Here is a 17568-nt window from a genome sequence, read left to right on the forward strand (position 1 = left end):
TGATGCGCACCCTGATCGCCACCGCGTTCGTCTCGCTCGACGGCGTCGTCGAGGGACCCGGCGGGGAGCCGGGCTACCGCAACAGCGGCTGGACCTTCCAGGACGTCGAGTTCGACCCGGCCGCCTACGAGATCAAGGGGCGCGAGCAGGGCGAGGCCGCGGCGATGCTGCTGGGCCGGGTCAGCTACCAGGCGTTCGCGCCGGTGTGGCCGGGCATGACCGAGGAGTTCCCCGGCTACAACGCGATGCCGAAGTACGTCGTGTCGACCACGTTGCGCGACGAGGACCTGGTGACCAACTGGGGCGAGACCACCATCCTGCGCTCGCTGGACGACGTCGCCGCGCTCAAGGCGGGCGAGGGCGGCCCGATCAGCGTGCACGGCAGCGCCACGCTGAACCGGAACCTGTCCGACGCCGGCCTGATCGACCGCTACCACCTGCTGGTCTTCCCGGTCCTGCTGGGCGCGGGCAAGCGGCTGTTCAGCGAGACCGACAAGGACAAGCAGAGCCTGCGGCTGGTGGAGAGCGAGTCCTACTCCAACGGGGTGCAGAAGCTGGTCTACGACGTCGCGCGCTGACGCCGTCCGGGCCGACCACCGGCCCCGAGGTGCGAATTCGGTCCTTTCGGACGGGGCTCGCACTCCGGTCGCCGCGCCAGACTGGTCGGTGCCGCCGCCGTGCTTCTCCACCCTCGCGGGCCCGCGAGGTCCCTGTGAAGGAGACTGCGATGGCACCACCTCCCGGCGCGCCGCCCTCCGGCCCGCGCCGCCCCCTGAAAACCCTGGTCGGGCTCGGCGTGGTCGTCCTGCTGGCGGCCGCCGGCGCACCGGCCGCGTCCGCCGCGCCGCCCGCCGCGTCCGCCGTCGAGGAGCGCGTCTACGTCGAGTCGACGGTGGACAGCGACCACGACGGCCGTCCCGACCGGATCGCGCTCGACATCGCCCGCCCGGCCGGGACCGGCCGCTACCCGGTCGTCTTCGAGCACAGCCCCTACCGGACCGGGCTGGGCTCGCCGCCGATGTACCCGGTGACCGTCGACCGGCTGCCGCAGGAGGGCCTGTTCCCGGCGGCGGCCGGCGGGCGCGGGGCGGTGCGCGCCGCGTCGCCGAACCTGCCCGGCTGGCTGGACGACTACTTCGTGCCGCGCGGCTACGCGGTCGTCCTCGGGCACAGCATCGGCACCGGCGCGTCGGAGGGCTGCCCCACCAGCGGCGACCAGCAGGAGGCGTTGGCGGGCAAGGCGGTCGTGGACTGGCTCAACGGCCGGGCGCGCGGGTTCGACAGCGCGGGCCGGGCGGTCGCCGCGTCGTGGAGCGACGGGAACGTCGGCATGACCGGCATCTCCTACAACGGCACCCTGCCGAACATGGTCGCCACCACGGGCGTGCCGGGCCTCAAGACCATCGTGCCGATCGCCGCGCAGTCGAACTGGTACGACTACTACCGCGCCAACGGCCTGGTCGTCGCGCCCGGCGGCTACCAGGGCGAGGACGCCGACGTGCTGGCCAAGGCCGTCGTCACGCGCGCCGGCTGCGCGGACGAGATCGCCGCGCTCACCCAGCGGCAGGACCGCGTCTCGGGCGACTACAACGCCTTCTGGGACGAGCGCAACTACGCCCGGCAGGCCGCCCAGGTGAAGGCGAGCGTGTTCGTCGTGCACGGGCACGCGGACTGGAACGTCAAGGGCACCCAGTACTCGCAGTGGTGGGAAGCGTTGCGCCGCAACAACGTTCCGCGCAAGATCTGGCTGCACCGGGGCGGCCACGGCGCACCGTCGCGCGCGGACTACCAGGCCACCCTGCTGCGCTGGTTCGACTACTGGCTCAAGGGAACCGACAACGGCATCATGCGCGAGCCGGTGGCCGAGGTCGAGCACACCGACGGCTGGCGCAAGCTCGCCGACTGGCCCGACCCGGCGGCCCGGCCGACCACCCTGCACCTGACCGCGACCTCCGCCACCGCGCCCGGCCGCCTCGCGCCCGCGCCCGGATCCGGTGTGCCGCAGTCGTTCGAGGACCAGGGCCGCACGCGCACCGCGGCGCAGCTGGTCGCCCGCCCGGACGCCGCCGACCCGAACCGGCTGGTCTTCCGCTCCGACCCGCTGACCACCGCGTCCCGCCTGTCCGGCGTCGCCACGGTGGCCCTGCGGGTGGCGGTGGAGAACCGGGACGACGCCAACGTGACCGCGCTGCTGGTCGACTACGGCCCGGTCGGCAGCACGGCCGCGCCGGTCGTGGTGACCAGGGGGTGGATCGACCCGCAGAACCGCGACTCGGCGGCGACCGGGGCGAAGGTGGTGCGCGGCCAGGAGTACGACCTGCGCTTCCCCCTGGAGCCGAAGGACCACGTGTTCGCGGCGGGTCGCCGGATCGGCGTGGTCGTGATCTCCACCGACTACGACTACACCCTGCGGCCGGCGGCCGGGACCAGGCTGCGGCTGGCCGCCGGGAGTTCGGTGACGGTGCCGCTGACCTGACCGGCCGCCGCTCCGGGCGGTCCCGCCGGGCCGTCCGGAGCGGTGCCCGCACCGCCGCCGGACGGTGCCCCGCCCCGGGTCACGGGTCGCGCCGGTCCGCCGACCCGGTGGCGAAGCCCGTCCACACGTTGGTCCGCAGCTCGTCCGGCGGGATGCGGACGTGGGCGTCGAGGTCGTCCAGCCGCTGCCGCAGCCGGCCGGCGTCGGCGACGCGGTGCTGGGCATCCAGCATCTCCAGCGCCCGGGTCCACGCGTCGCGGGCGCCGGTCTCGTCGCCGAGGTCGAGGTGGACCTCGCCGAGCACCACCCGGGTGTTGGCCTCCCGGACCGCGTTGCCGTCCGCGCGGAACCCGACGCGCGCCCGCTCGTAGAGTTCCAGCGCCTTGGCGGGCTGCCCGGTGTTGCGGGCGATGTGGGCCAGGTCGACCAGGTCCGCGCGGTTGACCTGCCGGTCGTCCGGGTCGCCGACCCGCCGGTACAGCTCGGCGGACCGGCCCAGCGCCTCCTGCGCCGGCGCGTAGTCGTCGAGCATCGTGGACAGCGAGCCGACCATGCTGAACGCCTTGGCCCGCAACGCGATGTCCTCGTCGGGCAGCACCCGCACGGCCCGGTGCGCGTGGTCGAGCGCGGCGCGCGGGTCGCCCCGCTGGCCCAGCACGACGGAGAACGCGATCTCCAGGTCGCCCAGCCGCTGCGCCCGACCGCCCCGGACCACCAGGGGCCGCGCCTGGCGGAGCTGGTCCAGCGCCTCGTCGTGCCGGCCGACGCTGCCCAGCGCGTAGCCGAGCAGCTGGTGCGTGCTGCCCAGGACGTCGGGGTCGCCCAGCCGGCGGGCGACGGTCAGGCCGGCCCGCCACGCGGCGAGGTTCTCGCCGAAGTGCCCCTGCCACCCGCGCATCGCGGTCAGGTGCCAGGCCAGCAGCCACACCTGGACGTGCAGACCGTGGCGCAGCGCGGCCCGTTCGACGGCGACCAGGCAGTCGTGCTCGGCCTCGAACCACGCCCACGCCGCGGCCTTGTCGGCCGGCCCGTGCGGGTGGCTCCCGGCCGTCACCGGGTCGAGCACGCTCTCGATGCGGGTGGGGAAGGTCAGGAGCGAGGCGGTGTAGGCGGTGTAGGTGTAGAAGTCGACCAGCCTGCGCAGCGCGCTCGCCGTCTCCTCCTCGGGCAGCGGCTGTTCGGTGGCGTAGAGCCGGACGAGGTCGTGCATCCGGTAGCGCCCGCCGCTCTGCTGCACCAAGGACACCCGCTCCAACGCCCGGAGCACCCGGTGCGCCTCCGGGACGGTCGTGCCGGCGAGGCTCGCGGCGGCGGGCAGCCCCACGTCCGGCCCCGGCACGACGCCGAGCAGCCCGAACATCCGCGCCTGGTCGGCGGTCAGCGCGGCGACCGACCACGACAGCACGGCCCGCACGCTGGCCGCGTCGTCGCTCTCGTCCAGCGCGCCCAGCCGGGTGGCGGCGTCGCGGAGTTCGGCGGCGAGCGTCGCGAGCGGCAGTCCGGGCTGCGCCTGGGCGCGGCCCGCGACGACGCTGAGCGCGAGCGGCAGGCCCGCGCAGCGCTCCAGCAGCTCGGCCACCGCGGCGGGCTCGGCGGCCGGCCGCACGGTGCCCAGGCGGGCGACCAGCAGGGACCGCGCGTCCGGCTCGGACAGGGCGTCCAGCCGCAGCGGGCGCGCGCCGTGCGCGCCGACCAGCCCGGCCATCCGGTCCCGGCTGGTGACCAGGACGACGGACGGGCCGCCCGGCAGCAGCGGCACCACCTGCTCGGTGTCCGCGGCGTTGTCGAGCACGATCAGCAGCCTCTTGTCCGCGATCAGGCTGCGGTAGAGCGCCGCCTGGGCGTCCAGGCCGAGCGGCACCGCTTTGGGGTCGACGCCGAGCGCTTCGACGAACCCGCGCAGCGCCACCTGGGGCGACATCGGCGCGCCGGACGGGTCGAAGCCGCGCAGGTTGACGAAGAACTGCCCGTCGGGGAACCGGTCCAGGTTCCGGTGCGCCCAGTGCAGCGCCAGCCAGGTCTTGCCGATCCCGCCGCTGCCGGCGATCGCCGAGATCACCACGGCGGACGACGACCCGCCGCCGTCCGCCGCCGCGCCGTCGAGCGCCTCGGTGAGCGCGGCGGTCTCCGCTTCGCGCGCGACGAACCCGCGCGGGGCGGCGGGCAGCTGGCGCGGCGGCCGGGCCGGGGACGGCTCGGCGCGCCGGGCGGGCGCGGGGCTGAGCAGGGCCGGGTCCGAGGTGAGCAGCTGCCGGTGCAGTTCCAGCAGCGGCGGTCCCGGGTCGACGCCGAGTTCGTCGACCAGCGCCCGGCGGATCCGCTCGAACTGGCGCAGGGCGTCCTGCTGGCGCCCGCTGCGGTACAGGGCCAGGACGAGCTGGCCGGCGACCCGTTCGTCCAGCGGGTGCGCCGAGGCCAGCGCGGTCAGGTCGGCGACCAGCGCGGCGTGCCCGCCGGCGCGCAGCCGCAGGTCGGTGAGGTCCATCCGGGCGGAGAACCGCTCCCGGGCGAGGGCGTCGCGGCCGGCCGCGAACCACGGGGTGTCGAGGTCGGCGAACGCCTCGCCCTGCCACAGGTCGAGCGCCTCGGTGAGCAGCCCGGTGGCGGCGCGGTCGTCGGCCGCGCGGGCGTCGGCCACCAGCCGGCGGAACCGGTGCAGGTCGACCGATTCCGGCTCGGCGGCGAGCAGGTAGCCGCCCGACCGGCGGGTGATGGTCACGTCCGGGCTGTCCTTCAACGTCGTGCGCAGCCGGGACAGGTAGCTGTACAGGGCCTCGCGCGGCCGGTGCGGCAGCTGCTCGCCCCACACCCGGTCCGCCACCGCGTCCGGGGACACCGCCCTGTTCACGTCCACGAGCAGCGCGGCGAGTACCGAGCGCAACTGCCGTTGGCGGATCTCCAGCACCCGACCGCCGGTCCACACGCGGACGTCGCCGAGCAGCGCGAAGCGCGTCACCATCCCCCACCCCCCGAAGCGGACGGAACCCTCCCCGGTTCCGGCTACACGTCTACCCGCCGGGGCGGGCCGGTGCAAGGGCCGTGCAAGGACGGGGTGAGGCCCGGTGGGCAGTGTTCGCCGTGCCCGGCCGACGGGGCGCCGGGTGCCGGCGGCGCGGTGGTTTCCGCGTGCCGCAGGCGATGCGCAGGCGACGGGGGAACCGTCGCCAGAAGGGGGATCCAGATGAGGTTGTCGCGAAGTCTGCTCGCGGTCGCGCTGTCCGCGGCCACGCTGTTCGGGGCGGTGGCCACCGCGCCACTGGCGGCCGCCGCGCCCGAGATCGCGCCGCAGGCCGTGAAGACGCTGTACGCCTTGACGCCCAACAAGGACGCCGTGATGGAGTGGCAGGGCGGGGAGTCGTGGATCAAGGTCGGCGGCCCGGCCGGCGAGCTGTACGCGGGCTCCGCCGGGTTGTTCGCCACGTCGCCGGGTACCGGTGACCTCATCCGCTACAACGGTTCGCCCAACAGCTGGACCAAGGTCGGCGGGCCGGGCGCGACGTTCGCCATGGCGGGCGGCCACCTGTTCGGCCTGTCCGTGGACCGGGGCGCGGTCTGGGAGTGGCAGGGCGGCGAGACGTGGAAGCACATCGGCGGTCCGGCCCACTGGCTCTACGGCAGCACCGTGGGCCTGTTCGCCACGGCTCCCGGCAACGGGGACATCTTCCGGTTCAACAACACCAGCTGGGGCAAGGTCGGCGGCCCCGGCCGGACGTTCGTCGCCACCACCAGCGGCCTGTACGGCCTGCGCCCGGACGGGTCGAGCGTCTGGCACTGGACCGGCGGCGAGAACTGGGACTACATCGGCGGGGCGGCGGGCTGGCTGGCGGGCGGCGGGAGCGGGGGAGTGCTGCTCGCGACCCAGCCCAACACCGGTGACGTCTTCCGGTGGGCCGACTCGGGCACCGACTGGTACAAGATCGGCGGGCCGGGCGCGGACTTCCGGGTCTCGCGCGACCACCAGGTCTTCGGGCTGCGGCCGGACAAGTCCGGGATCTGGCGGAACACGGGCGGCGAGAACTGGGTCAAGGTGGGCGGCCCGGCCGCCGCGATCGCCGCGGCCTGACCGCCCGGCGCGGGTGGGTGCCCCGCTCCCCCGGGGCGCCCACCCGCGCGCCGTGCGGGGCGGCGCGCAGCTCGGCGGCCGGCCGCGAGTCGCCGGTGAGGAGTTCGAACAGCACGCGCCCGGCGGCGCGGACGTCGCTGCGCGCGGCGACCGCGTCGCCCCGGACCTGCTCGGGCGAGAGGTGGCCGGTGGTGCCGGCCGTTACCGCCTTGACGGCGACGAAGTCCATCGCGGCGGACAGCGGACCGCCGTGCCGCCCGATCGGATGACGGGTGTCACCGCGCCGGCAGCCGACGAACACGCGTCCACCCGTCGCCCACCCTTCCCGTCGCCCACCGGACGAGCGCTCCAGGGCCGCCGGACGTTGCGATTCCCGGCCGGTCCGCGCGTCGAGGCCACGTGACGCGGGTCGCAGGAAGATCGGTAACGGTGACGCAAAGGTTCGGACCAGTCGCGGGCTGTGCGACGAAACCCGCCATCTACCCACGTCCGGGGGGAGTCCGTCCGGACATATTTCCGGTCGTTCATCGATCGTCATCCGCTGTTTCATGAGCGTTCCTCAGTTGGCAGGGGTCGCTTGCGAGCGTCTGCGGGCACCACCCCGACAAAAGGAGCAATCCGCAGCATGTCTTCCCAGCCGAAACGCGGTGTGCGCAGACCCTCGCGCACCGCAGTGGCCGCCGCGATCGTCGGGTCGGTCGTCGCGGGCACCCTCGCCCTGGCCGTTCCGGCTTCGGCCGAGACGTCGAACGTCAGCCGCGTGATCCTGACCCCGACCGCCACGCCGAACGACTCGCAGAACTTCACCTGGCGCAGCACCGACGCCGGCGGCGGGACCGTCCAGCTCCGCCCGGCGGGCGGCGCCGCGATCTCCATCGAGGCGCACGCCGTCGACACCAGCACCCTTAACGGTGTCAACTACACCCACTACTCGGCCACGGCCACCGCGCTGTCCGCAGACACCGCGTACGAGTACCGGGTCGGCACCGGCGACGAGTGGAGCCGCTGGCGCGCGTTCCGCTCCGCGGCCAAGGGCGCGAAGCCGTTCGAGTTCTTCTACTACGGCGACGCCCAGATCGGCCTCGACTCCACGTGGCCGGCCGTCGTCGCCGCCGCGAACGCCAAGTCGCCGAACGCGGCCGGCAGCGTGCACGCGGGCGACCTGATCGACAGCAGCACCCAGGTCCAGTGGACCAGCTGGTTCAACGGCATGGGCGAGAGCGCCGCCACGACCCAGGTGCTCGCCGCGCCGGGCAACCACGAGTACAACGGCGACGGCGCGCTGCGCAACTGGAAGATGAACTTCGAGTACCCGGCCAACCACCCCAACCTGAGCACGATCGGCGCACTGGCCGACCGCGCCAAGGGTGACACCGACGCCGCCCGCCAGACCGCGGCGTACTTCGCGCACTGGGACAACGTCGCCCGGGAGACGGTGTACTTCAGCGACTTCCAGGACGTCCGCTTCATCACGCTCAACGCCACCCAGAGCGTCGGCTACCTGCGCCCGGCCAACCTGCCGGCGTGCTCGGTGGCCTGCCCGGACCCCGCCTCGCTGTGGGTCGAGTTCCAGGCCGCGTGGCTGGACCACATCCTGGGCAACAACCCGAACAAGTGGTCCGTGGTGACCTTCCACCAGCCGGTCTACAGCAGCGCCGAAGGCCGTGACGAGCCGATCCTGCGCGACAACTGGGTGCCGGTGTTCGAGAAGCACAGCATCGACCTGGTGCTGATGGGCCACGACCACACCTACGCCCGCGGCTACAAGAACAGCGACGCCACCGGCACCCCGGGCATCACCACCGGCCCGGTGTACGCGGTCAGCAACTCCGGCGCGAAGCACTACACGCTGGCCCCGGCGGACAACAACGTCTGGACCAAGAACGGCGCGACCCAGGTCAAGCGCGGCCAGGGCATCACCACCTACCAGGTGGTCTCGGTGAACGGCGACGCCGTCACCTACCGCTCCTACGTGGTCGAGAAGACCGCCAACTCGCCCGAGTCGGTCAAGGTCGGCGACCTGTACGACACCTTCACCATCACCAAGCGCGGCGGCGTCAAGCACGTCACCGAGGCCGGCATCGAGCCGCCCGCGGCCGACGGCGAGCAGCGCGTCAAGGTGACCGTGCCCGAGCGCGCCCCGGGCGAGCTGGTGTGGAGCATCGACGGCGGCAACGGCGTGGTCGACCTCGGCACCGCCAAGGAGTCCGGCGACCACTTCGCCGCCACCGGCTCGCTCAACCCGGTGCGGGTCACCGACACCCGGATCAACGGCCCGCAGTGGTCGCTGTCCGGCCAGATCGGCGACTTCACGTCGGCGGGCAAGACGTTCAGCGGCAAGTACCTGGGCTGGACGCCGTTCCTCGGCGGCAACGACGGCGGCGCCGTCCCGGGTGCCGAGGTCGTCTCCGGTTTCGTCGCCGGCAACGGTCTGTCCCAGTCGGCCACCCTGGGCAGCGCCCCGGTCGGCCACGCGGGCGGGTCCGCGGTCCTGCGGGCGGGTCTCGACCTGAAGCTGCCGGTCACGGTGGCCGACGGCACCTACCGCGCGACCCTCACCCTGACCGCCCTGGGCTGATCCAGCCCCGGCCGAGTCCGTCCCGGTGGAGCGGCGCGCCACGCGCCGCTCCACCGGCTTTCGCCTTGGGAGACAACGAATGCCACGCCCCCTCCGCCCGCTGCTCGTCCTGGTCGCCGCCGCGTTCGCCTGGGTCTGCCTGCTGTGCGCCCCGGCACCGGCCCACGCGCAGGACCCGGTGACCTGGGGGGTGCGTCCGGCGGCGAGCGCCGACCACGGCGACAACCGCCCCAACTACAGCTACGCCGCCGAGCCGGGCTCGACCGTCCGCGACGCGGTGGCCATCGCCAACCACGGCGACAAGCCGATCACCCTGCTGGTCTACGCCGCCGACGGCTTCACCACCGCGAGCGGCCAGCTCGACCTGCGCCCGCGCGGCGAACCCTCCACCGGCCTGGGCACGTGGGTGACCCCGGCGCAGGCCCAGGTCGAGGTCGCGGCCCAGTCGACGGTCGAGGTGCCGTTCACCGTCGTGGTGCCCGCCGACGCCGGACCGGGTGACCACACCGGAGGCATCGTCACGTCGCTGGCCGTCCCGGAGCAGTCGGGCGGGGTGAACGTGGACCGCCGCCTCGGCACCCGCATCCACCTGCGGGTCTCCGGCGAGGCCAAGCCCGCGCTGGCGATCGAGGACCTCGCGGTGGACTACCGGGGCACGGTCAACCCGGTCGGCCTCGGCTCCGCCGCGGTCACCTTCCGGGTGACCAACACCGGCAACCTCCGGATGAGCGCCGAGCAGGCGGTCACCGTCGAGGGCCTGTTCGGGCTCGGCGGGCAGGAGCGGGCGCTCACCGTGCCGGAACTGCTGCCCGGCGCCCACCTGGACTTCACCGTCGAGCTGACCGACGTCGCGCCGCTGGTCCGGCTGGAGGCCGCGGTCCGGCTCACCCCGAAGGTCGCGGGCGCCACCGCCGCCCAGGCCCCGGCCGACGTCACCGCCACCGCGAGCGGGTGGGCCGTGCCGTGGGGCGTGCTGGTGCTGCTCGTCGCGGCGGCCGGTCTGGTCGTGGTGCTCCGGCTGCGCGCCCGCCGGCGTCGGGCGGCCACCGAACGGCGGATCGCCGAGGCGGTCCAGGAAGCCCTCGACGGCGACCGCGCGCCGGCCGGCAGCCAGCTGGACTGACCTGAGAGGTCGGGGACGCGGCCGGCGTGTGGTTGGCGCTTTGAGCGCGGTGTGGCTGCGACGGGCGGGCCAGGTGATCCTGGCCGGGCTCCTTCGGCGCGGAACCCACGCCTTCACGATCCGCCGCCCGGTACGGGTCGGGGTGCGGTGTGGACTGGGTGCGCGACCGGTCGGCCCACCGCTTGGCGGTGGACGCCATTCCGAGATCATCCGACTACGTGTCGGACCGTTCACCACCTCCCAGGGCAGTACAGCCGGCCCACGAAGCCGGGGCGACACCCGCGCGCGCCGGACCTCCTGACCGACGAAACGCCCCGGACCCGTCGTCCGGCACCGGGCTTCGGCGGTCCGGCTCGGCCGATCGGGTGTTCCGCCGCGGCCGGCGGGGTAACCGGCGAGCGGACGCACCGGACGTGGGAGGACGAGATGGACCAGTTCGCATTCACCCCGTGGACGTGGCGCGACCAGGCGTGGCTGCCCGGCGCGATCGACGGGCTGCGTGCCGAAGCGGGGCAGGAGCAGCCGGACCACGGACTGACCGGCTACCACGTGGAAGCCACCGACGGCCGCATCGGCAAGGTCGACGCGGCGAACGGCGAGGTCCCCGACGGCTGCCTGCTGGTCGACACCGGCCCGTGGATCTTCGGCCGCACGGTCGTGCTGCCGGTCGGGACCGTCCGGCAGGTCGACCACCAGGAGCGCACCATCCACGTCGACCGCACCAAGGAGCAGATCAAGGCCGCGCCCGAGTACGACCCCGCGGGCCCCGACCACGCCGATTTCCGCAGCCGCACCGACGCCTACTACGCCGAGAGCTACCGCCTCATCCCGCCGATGCTCTAGCAGGCGTTCCGGCTGGTAGGAGTCGTGTGTGGACACCCGCCGGCGCGGGTACCCGAGGAGTGGGAGGTCGCCATGCCACGCGGATCGAACGCCAAACGCGAACGCCAGTACGAGCACATCAAGGACTCGGTGAAGAAGCGCGGCGAGTCCACCAGGACGGCCGAGGAGATCGCCGCCCGCACGGTGAACAAGAACCGGGCGCGGGCGGGCGAGTCCAAGACCGCGAGCCGGTCGTCCATCGAGGACATCTCGTCGCAGCGGCGGGGCGGCCTGCGGTCGGGCAACCGCCAAGGCCCGCAGGGGCCCACCCGCGACCAGCTCTACAACGAGGCCCGGCAGCGCAACATCAAGGGCCGCTCGAAGATGTCCAAGAAGGAACTCGCCTCCGCGCTCGGCCGCTGACCGCCCCGCCGGCGGTGCCCGATCAGGCGGGCGGCCCGGCGGCGGCGAGGAAGTCGAGGACCAGCGGGCCGGCGACGGCCCGGAACTCCTCGAAGTACGCGTGCCGGGCACCGGGGATCACGTGCAGCCGGGCGTCCGGGATGCGCTCGGCGAGCAGCGGCGCGTTGGCCACGGGGTTGAGCAGGTCGTCACCGCCGTGCACGACGAGCGTGGGCGCGGTGATGGCGGGCAACGCGTCCCAGCCGTCGTGCCGGTCGCTCGCGAGCAGGTGGCCGCGCCGGGCGTGCGACGGCATGGTCGGGTCGCCGAGCGTGGTGTGCGGGCCGGGGTGGTCGGCCAGCCACCCGGGCGTGTACATCAACTCCAGCAACGCTTGCCGGGACGCGCCCGGCTCCGGGCGTGCCATCGAGCGGCGGACGGCGACGTCGCGCTCCACGCCGTGCGGACGGCCGGGCGAGGTGCACCCCAGCACCAGCGCGCCGACCCGGTCGGCGTGGTGCGCGGCGAGCAACTGCGCGACCCGGCCGCCCATCGACGTGCCGTAGACGTCCGCGCGGTCGATGCCGAGCGCGTCGAGCACGGCGACGACGTCGTCGGCGAAGATCGGTGTGCTGTAAGCGTTCTCGGGCTTGTCGCTGTCGCCCGTGCCCCGGTAGTCGATGGTGATCGTGGTGTGCGCGGACTCGAAGTCCTCCCGGACACCGTCCCACCAGTGGTGGTTGTTGGCCTGCCCCGCCAACAGCAGCAGCGCGGGCCCCGCACCCGCCCGCTGGTAGGCGATGCGGACCCCGTCACCCGCCACCGCGTGCGCCGGGACCTCCTGCGTTGCCCGCGACATCCGGCCCCCGTCCGCTTCGGCCACCGACGAAATTCTGGCACGTCCCTACTTCGGCCGCGCGCACCCGCCGCACCCGTCGACCACCGGCTCCGGGCACTCGGCACGACCCGTTCCCCGGCTACTCCACGGCCGGTCCGGTCTCCCGACCCACCCGCCAGGTGGCGCTGCGCTCGTGGTGCGCGCGGAACTCGGCGAAGCGACCGCCGGCGGCGGTGAGTTCGGCGATCGTGCCCCGTTCCACCACCGCGCCGTCCTCCAGGTAGAGGACCTGGTCCGCGGTGCGGATGGCGTTGAGGCGGTGGGCGACGATCACCCTGGTGCGGGCGTTCGGGTCGTCGGCGAGGGCCGCGGTGATGGCGGCCTCGTTCTCGGCGTCCAGCGCGCTGGTGGCCTCGTCGACGAGCAGCACGGGGGCCGGGTTCAGCAGGGCGCGGGCGATCGTGACGCGCTGGCGCTCGCCGCCGGACAGGGCCGTCCCGGCTTCGCCGACCCGGGCGGAGACGTCGGCGATCAGGTCGGCGCGGGCCAGTGCGGCGGCGCGGTCGACGGCGTCGTCGTCGGCGGTCGGGTCGCCCGCGCGGATGTTGTCCCGGATGCCGCCGTTGAACAGGTACGGGTGCTGGAACACCATGCTGCACAGGCGTCGGCGTTCGGCCGGGGGCAGCGCGGTGGTGTCGACACCGCCGATCAGGATCCGGCCGCTGTCGGGCTGGTGCAGGCCCGCCAGGAGGGCCAGCACGGTGCTCTTGCCCGAACCGGACGGCCCGACGACCGCCGTCGTCGTGCCGGGCTCCAGGGTGAACGACAGGCGGTCCACGACCGGCGCGCCGCCGTAGCCGAAGGACACCTCCCGGAACTCCACGCCCGGCGGCACGTCGACCTCGATCGCCGGTCCCGCCTCGGGTTCGGCCTCGGCGGCCCGCACCGCGCCGAGGTCGGCCAGGGTGCCCCGGACCGTCTCCAGCGCCGGGGACAGCTCGGCCAGGGTGGTGAACGGCTCCAGGAACCGCACGGCCACCACGACCAGCGCCACGGCCTGCGGGCCGGACAGCTCGCCGCGCACCGCCAGGACTGCGATCGTGCCGGCCAGCAGCAGGAGCCCGATCTGGGCCGCCACGCCGAACAGCAGCTGACCGGGCACCTGGAGCAGCAGCAGCCGCAGGGTGGTGCCGCGCTGCGCGGCGACGGCGTCGCCCGCCGCGCTGCGGGCCGGGTCGACCCGCCGGGCCGCCCGCAACGCCTGCTGGGTGCGGGCGAACTCCAGGACCCGTTCGGTCAGCGCGCTGTGCGCGCGGGCGTCCGCCGCGTCGGCGGCCCGGCTGATCCGGTCGCCCGCCCACAGCGCGAACAGCAGCGCGGGCACCGCGAGCGCCGCGGCCACCCCCAGCGGCCACGCCGCGAACAGCAGCCCGACCGCCAGCGCGACGGGCAGCAGCACCGCGCTGAGCAGCGGTGTGAGCAGGTTGACGACCAGGCCGACCAGTTCCGGCCCGCCCGCCGCGATGGCCCGCCGGGCGGTCGCGGTGCGGTCCCCGGTGAACCAGCCGAGCGGGATCCGGGTGAGCCGCTCGGCGGTCTCCCGGTGCGTCCGGTCGAGCAGGGCGAAGCCGATCGCGAACCCCAGCCGGGCCAGCACCGCGTCGACCGCCCAGGACAGCGCGGTGGCGGCGGTGAGCGCGCCCAGCCAGCCGTAGGCGTCCGCCGGGGTGGCCGAGAACAGCGCGGACACCAGCGGGATCAGCAGCAGGCAGCTCGTCGCGCGCAACACCGTCGAGACGACCGCGAGCACCGCGTACCGGGTGGCCCGGCCGCGCTCCTCGGCCGGGACGAGGCCGATCAGGGTGCCGATCATCGGGTGGCCTCCGCTCGGGCGGGCGCGCGGTGGCTGTCCCACAGCGCCCGGTAACGGCCGGCGGCGGCGTGCAGGTCGGCGTGGGTGCCGGCCTCCACCACCCGGCCCCGGTCCAGGACGACGATCCGGTCGGCGTCGGTGACGGTGTGCAGGCGGTGGGCGACCACCAGGACCGTGCGGTCCCGGGCGAGCCGGCTCAGCGCCTGCTGGACGAGGTACTCCGACTCCGGGTCGGCGAACGCGGTGGCCTCGTCGAGGATGAGCACGGGCGGGTCGGCGAGCAGCGCGCGGGCGATGGTGATCCGCTGCCGCTCGCCGCCCGACAGCGCGGCGTCCGCGTCGAGCACGGTGTCGTAGCCGGCCGGCAGCCGGGTGATCCGGTCGTGCACCCGGGCGTCCCGCGCGGCCGCCTCGACCTCGGCGTCGGTCGCGTCCGGGCGGGCCAGCGCGATGTTCTCGCGGACCGTGCCGCGCACGAGTCGCGGGTCCTGGAAGACGAACCCGACCCGCCGGTACAGCTCGTCGGCGGTGAGCGAGCGGACGTCGCGCCCGTCGACCCGGATCGCGCCCGCCTCGACGTCGTGGAAGCGGGCGAGCAGGCCCGCGAGCGTCGACTTGCCGGACCCGGACGGGCCGACCAGCGCGGTGACCGTGCCCGGCCGCAGGGTCAGCGTCACGTCGTGCACGACCGGCCGGCCGGGCCGGTAGCCGAACGACACCCGGTCGAACTCGACCGTGCCCGGTTCGGCCTCGCGCGGCGCGGACTCCCGCTCCGCCAGTTCGGTCTCGCCCAGCACGACCGCGATCCGCCGCGCGGCCAGCACTCCGGCGCGGACCCCGCCCACCCCGTAGCCGATGCCGAGCAGCCGCGCGCCGAACGTGGTGCCCAGCAACAGGAACGGCAGCAGCGTGGCCGGTTCGACCGCGCCGCCGACCACCATCGGCGTGCCGACCGCGGCGATCAGCCACAGGAACGTCGTCGGCCGGGTGACCAGGTCGATGAAGGTCTTCTTGCCGATGAACGGCTTCTGCCAGTCCGCCAGGAACGCGGTGTACTCGGCCAGCGCCCGGCGGAACGACGACGCGGCCACGCCGAACACCCGGATCACCGGCTGCCCGTCGAGGTAGGCGGCGGACTCGGCGGTCATCCGCTCGGCCCAGCGCGCCGCCTCGGCGATCTTCGGCCCGCTCTGGAGCATCATCGCGGCGAACGCCAGCAGGTACACCAGGATCGGCACGAGCAGCACCAGCGCCAGCCGCCAGTCGGTGGCGAACAGGTAGGCCAGCACGGCGACCGGTGCGACGACGGCCGCGACGGCGTCCGGGATCGCGTGCGTGACGAGGGTGTGCAGGGCCAGCGTGTCGTCCTGCACCAGGTTCTTGACCGACCCGGAGCCGCGCCGGGTGAACCACCCCAGCGGCAGCCGGGTCAGCTTGGCGAGCAGGCCGCGCCGCACGTCCGCGCCGAACCGGGCGTCCACGACGTGCAGCCACAGCATGAGCGCGCTGCCCAGCACGGTGCCCGCCGACAGCAGCACGAGGAACGCGATGCCGGTGCCGCGCAGGCGTTGCGCGTCCGCGCCCTCGACCAGCAGCCGGGCCAGGTCGACCAGCACCACGAACGGCGCGAGCTGGAGCAGCGTGATCACCACCTGGAGCACGCCCGACGCGATGATGGTCGCCTTGACCGGGGCGAACAGCTCGCCGGCGGCCTGCGACCGCCAGCGCCCGGCCCGCGGTGCCTGCCGGGCCGCGCCCGGGGCCGGCGTCCCGGCTGTCGGCTCGGGCCCGGTGGTCGGCTCGGGCCCGGTCGTCGTCTCGTGCTCGGTCGTCGTCTCGTGCTCGGCGGCCGGGGGCTCGGTTTCGGTGCGGCGCAACGAACCCATCGCCCGGCCGTGCGCCCAGTACGCCTGGGCGTGCAGGTCGGTCTTGGGGAAGCCGAACCCGTCCCGCAGCAGCTTGCGGACGTGCTTGAGGGTGCCCGACTCGGTGGCCACCCAGGCGTGCCAGTCCGACCAGTCGCGGTCCTCGATGGCGGCGGCCAGCGACGTCTCGCCCTGCCGGGGCACGCGGTGCACGCGCAGCCCGGGGTGCCCGGTGAGCGGGATCAGCTCGTCCTCGGCGTGCTGCTGCTCCAGGTACAGCTCGACGTCGGCGTCGTCGGGCACCGCCGCCAGGATCGCGTTGACGGCCGGGATCGAGGCGGCGTCGCCGACCAGCAGGTACCCGGCGGGCGGCTGGTCGGGCAGCGCGAACCGGGACGAGCCGAACGAGGTGACCGCGACCCGCGCGCCGGGCTCGGCCGCGAGCACCCACGCCGTCGCCGGGCCGGCGGGCTCGTGCAGCACGACGTCCACGGCGAACTCGCCGGTCTCCCGGTCCGCCCGGACGATCGTGTACGCGCGCTGGTGCTCCTTGTCCGAGCCGGCCGGGTCGGGGAACCAGAACCGCAGCCACTCGGTCGGCTCCGGCTTGAGCCCCTCGACCAGTTCCGGCGCGGACAGCCGCACCCGCACGAAGTTCGGCGCGATCCGGGACACCGCGACCACGGTGGCGACGTGGTCGCGCGCGCCGAACCCGCGCAGCACGGCGCCCTGGAACCCTCGTGCCGCCATCAGCGGTCTCCTGTCGACAGGCCCAGCGCGGCGGTGATCTCGGCGACCGAGCGACCCGCGGGGGCGGTGGTGAGGATGCCGCCCAGGCAGGCGGCGATCACCAGGCGGAAGTAGGCGTCGGTGCCGATGTCCGGCATCTCCGCGTGCGCCTCGGCGAGCAGCCCGTCCGAGCCGAGCAGCCGGCGCGACTCGGCGAGCTGCCGCTCGAACCCCGGCGTGGCGGCGATGCCCTGCCGCTGGCGCTCCTCGGCGGCGGCGAGGCTGATCGCGAGCAGCGCGACCGTGCCGCACACCACCGACGCCGCGTCGGGCCGGTAGCCGCGCCGGACCAGGGCGGCGATCTCGGCCTCCAGCAGCGCCGCGCCGGCGGGCCCGCGCGGGAACAGGACGTGCAGGTAGGTGGACAGCCCCGGGTGGTCGAGCACGAAGTCCCGCAACTGCCCGGCGAACGACACCAGGTGCCCGGCCACGTCGTGCGCGGGGTCGTCCACCACCCGCAGCTCTGCCAGCACGCTCTCGCCGACCAGCGTCTCCAGCCCGAAGCGGCCGTCGACGTGCCGGTAGAGCGCGGTCGGCGTCACCCCGAGCGCGGTCGCGACGGCCTGCACGGTGAGATCGGCCAACCCGATCTCCCGGCCCGCCCGCTCGATGTCGGCCGCGCCGATCCGCGCGGGCCGGCCACCGACCCGTCCCCGTGACGACACTCGAAACCCCCGAAGTTAGGGCACCCTTTGTTAGGGCCGTAACTTAGCTCCGGGTCCGCCGGTTGTCCAGCACG

At 74.6% G+C, this 17568-nt stretch carries 13 protein-coding genes; 7 read left to right on the plus strand and 6 right to left on the minus strand.

All coding sequences use genetic code 11. The features are described from left to right. Positions 1 to 2: 2 nt before the first annotated feature. Positions 3 to 578 (plus strand): dihydrofolate reductase family protein, encoded by a 576-nt coding sequence (locus tag AC0HI0_RS46600; RefSeq protein ID WP_480929858.1) that lies wholly within the window; start codon positions 3 to 5, stop codon positions 576 to 578. 149 nt (positions 579 to 727) lie between these two features. Beyond that, on the plus strand, positions 728 to 2476 hold the full coding sequence (locus AC0HI0_RS46605) for a Xaa-Pro dipeptidyl-peptidase (protein WP_480929859.1): 1749 nt from the start codon (positions 728 to 730) through the stop codon (positions 2474 to 2476). 79 nt (positions 2477 to 2555) lie between these two features. Here the strand turns inward: AC0HI0_RS46605 and AC0HI0_RS46610 are convergent, their stop codons facing one another. Beyond that, positions 2556 to 5435 carry an AfsR/SARP family transcriptional regulator gene (locus AC0HI0_RS46610; protein ID WP_480929860.1) on the minus strand — a complete coding sequence of 960 codons (2880 nt, stop codon included), beginning with the start codon at positions 5433 to 5435 and terminating at the stop codon, positions 2556 to 2558. Positions 5436 to 5657: 222 nt separating this feature from the next. Here AC0HI0_RS46610 and AC0HI0_RS46615 point away from each other — a divergent pair, with 222 nt between their 5' ends. Beyond that, positions 5658 to 6539 carry a hypothetical protein gene (locus tag AC0HI0_RS46615; RefSeq protein WP_480929861.1) on the plus strand — a complete coding sequence of 294 codons (882 nt, stop codon included), beginning with the start codon at positions 5658 to 5660 and terminating at the stop codon, positions 6537 to 6539. On the opposite strand, the gene AC0HI0_RS46620 is transcribed toward AC0HI0_RS46615, so the two are convergent. Continuing rightward, on the minus strand, positions 6499 to 6840 hold the full coding sequence (locus AC0HI0_RS46620) for a hypothetical protein (RefSeq protein ID WP_480929862.1): 342 nt from the start codon (positions 6838 to 6840) through the stop codon (positions 6499 to 6501). The two genes, AC0HI0_RS46615 and AC0HI0_RS46620, sit on opposite strands and share 41 nt — an antisense overlap. Positions 6841 to 7164: 324 nt before the next feature. Here AC0HI0_RS46620 and AC0HI0_RS46625 point away from each other — a divergent pair, with 324 nt between their 5' ends. The 4 genes from AC0HI0_RS46625 (at position 7165) to AC0HI0_RS46640 (ending at position 11485) form a co-directional block, all read left to right on the plus strand. Beyond that, positions 7165 to 9117 (plus strand): purple acid phosphatase family protein, encoded by a 1953-nt coding sequence (locus tag AC0HI0_RS46625; protein WP_480929863.1) that lies wholly within the window; start codon positions 7165 to 7167, stop codon positions 9115 to 9117. A 79-nt stretch (positions 9118 to 9196) separates the two neighbouring features. Next, complete coding sequence (locus tag AC0HI0_RS46630; protein WP_480929864.1) at positions 9197 to 10240, plus strand: WxL protein peptidoglycan domain-containing protein; 1044 nt, start codon at positions 9197 to 9199, stop codon at positions 10238 to 10240. 426 nt (positions 10241 to 10666) lie between these two features. Next, positions 10667 to 11083: a PRC-barrel domain containing protein gene (locus AC0HI0_RS46635; RefSeq protein ID WP_480929865.1), complete on the plus strand. Its 417-nt coding sequence runs from the start codon at positions 10667 to 10669 to the stop codon at positions 11081 to 11083. Positions 11084 to 11155: 72 nt separating this feature from the next. Further along, positions 11156 to 11485 (plus strand): plasmid stabilization protein, encoded by a 330-nt coding sequence (locus AC0HI0_RS46640; RefSeq protein ID WP_480929866.1) that lies wholly within the window; start codon positions 11156 to 11158, stop codon positions 11483 to 11485. A 22-nt stretch (positions 11486 to 11507) separates the two neighbouring features. Here AC0HI0_RS46640 and AC0HI0_RS46645 read toward each other — a convergent pair whose 3' ends face one another. The 4 genes from AC0HI0_RS46645 to AC0HI0_RS46660 all read right to left on the minus strand — a co-directional run bounded on the left by AC0HI0_RS46645 (position 11508) and on the right by AC0HI0_RS46660 (position 17494). After that, complete coding sequence (locus AC0HI0_RS46645; RefSeq protein ID WP_480934548.1) at positions 11508 to 12323, minus strand: alpha/beta fold hydrolase; 816 nt, start codon at positions 12321 to 12323, stop codon at positions 11508 to 11510. Between the two features lie 118 nt (positions 12324 to 12441). Next, positions 12442 to 14175, minus strand: a complete 1734-nt coding sequence (locus tag AC0HI0_RS46650) for an ABC transporter ATP-binding protein (RefSeq protein WP_480929867.1) — start codon at positions 14173 to 14175, stop codon at positions 12442 to 12444. Continuing rightward, a complete protein-coding gene (locus tag AC0HI0_RS46655) occupies positions 14172 to 16790 on the minus strand; it encodes an ABC transporter ATP-binding protein/permease (RefSeq protein WP_480929868.1) in 2619 nt (872 codons plus the stop codon). The genes AC0HI0_RS46650 and AC0HI0_RS46655 overlap by 4 nt, the downstream gene beginning before the upstream one ends. Beyond that, entirely contained in the window at positions 16790 to 17494 is a 705-nt protein-coding gene (locus AC0HI0_RS46660; RefSeq protein WP_480929869.1) for a TetR/AcrR family transcriptional regulator, read from the minus strand. Before AC0HI0_RS46660 ends, AC0HI0_RS46655 begins: the two co-directional genes overlap by 1 nt. Positions 17495 to 17568 lie beyond the last annotated feature (74 nt).

Source organism: Saccharothrix sp. NBAS 001 (genome assembly GCF_056640475.1).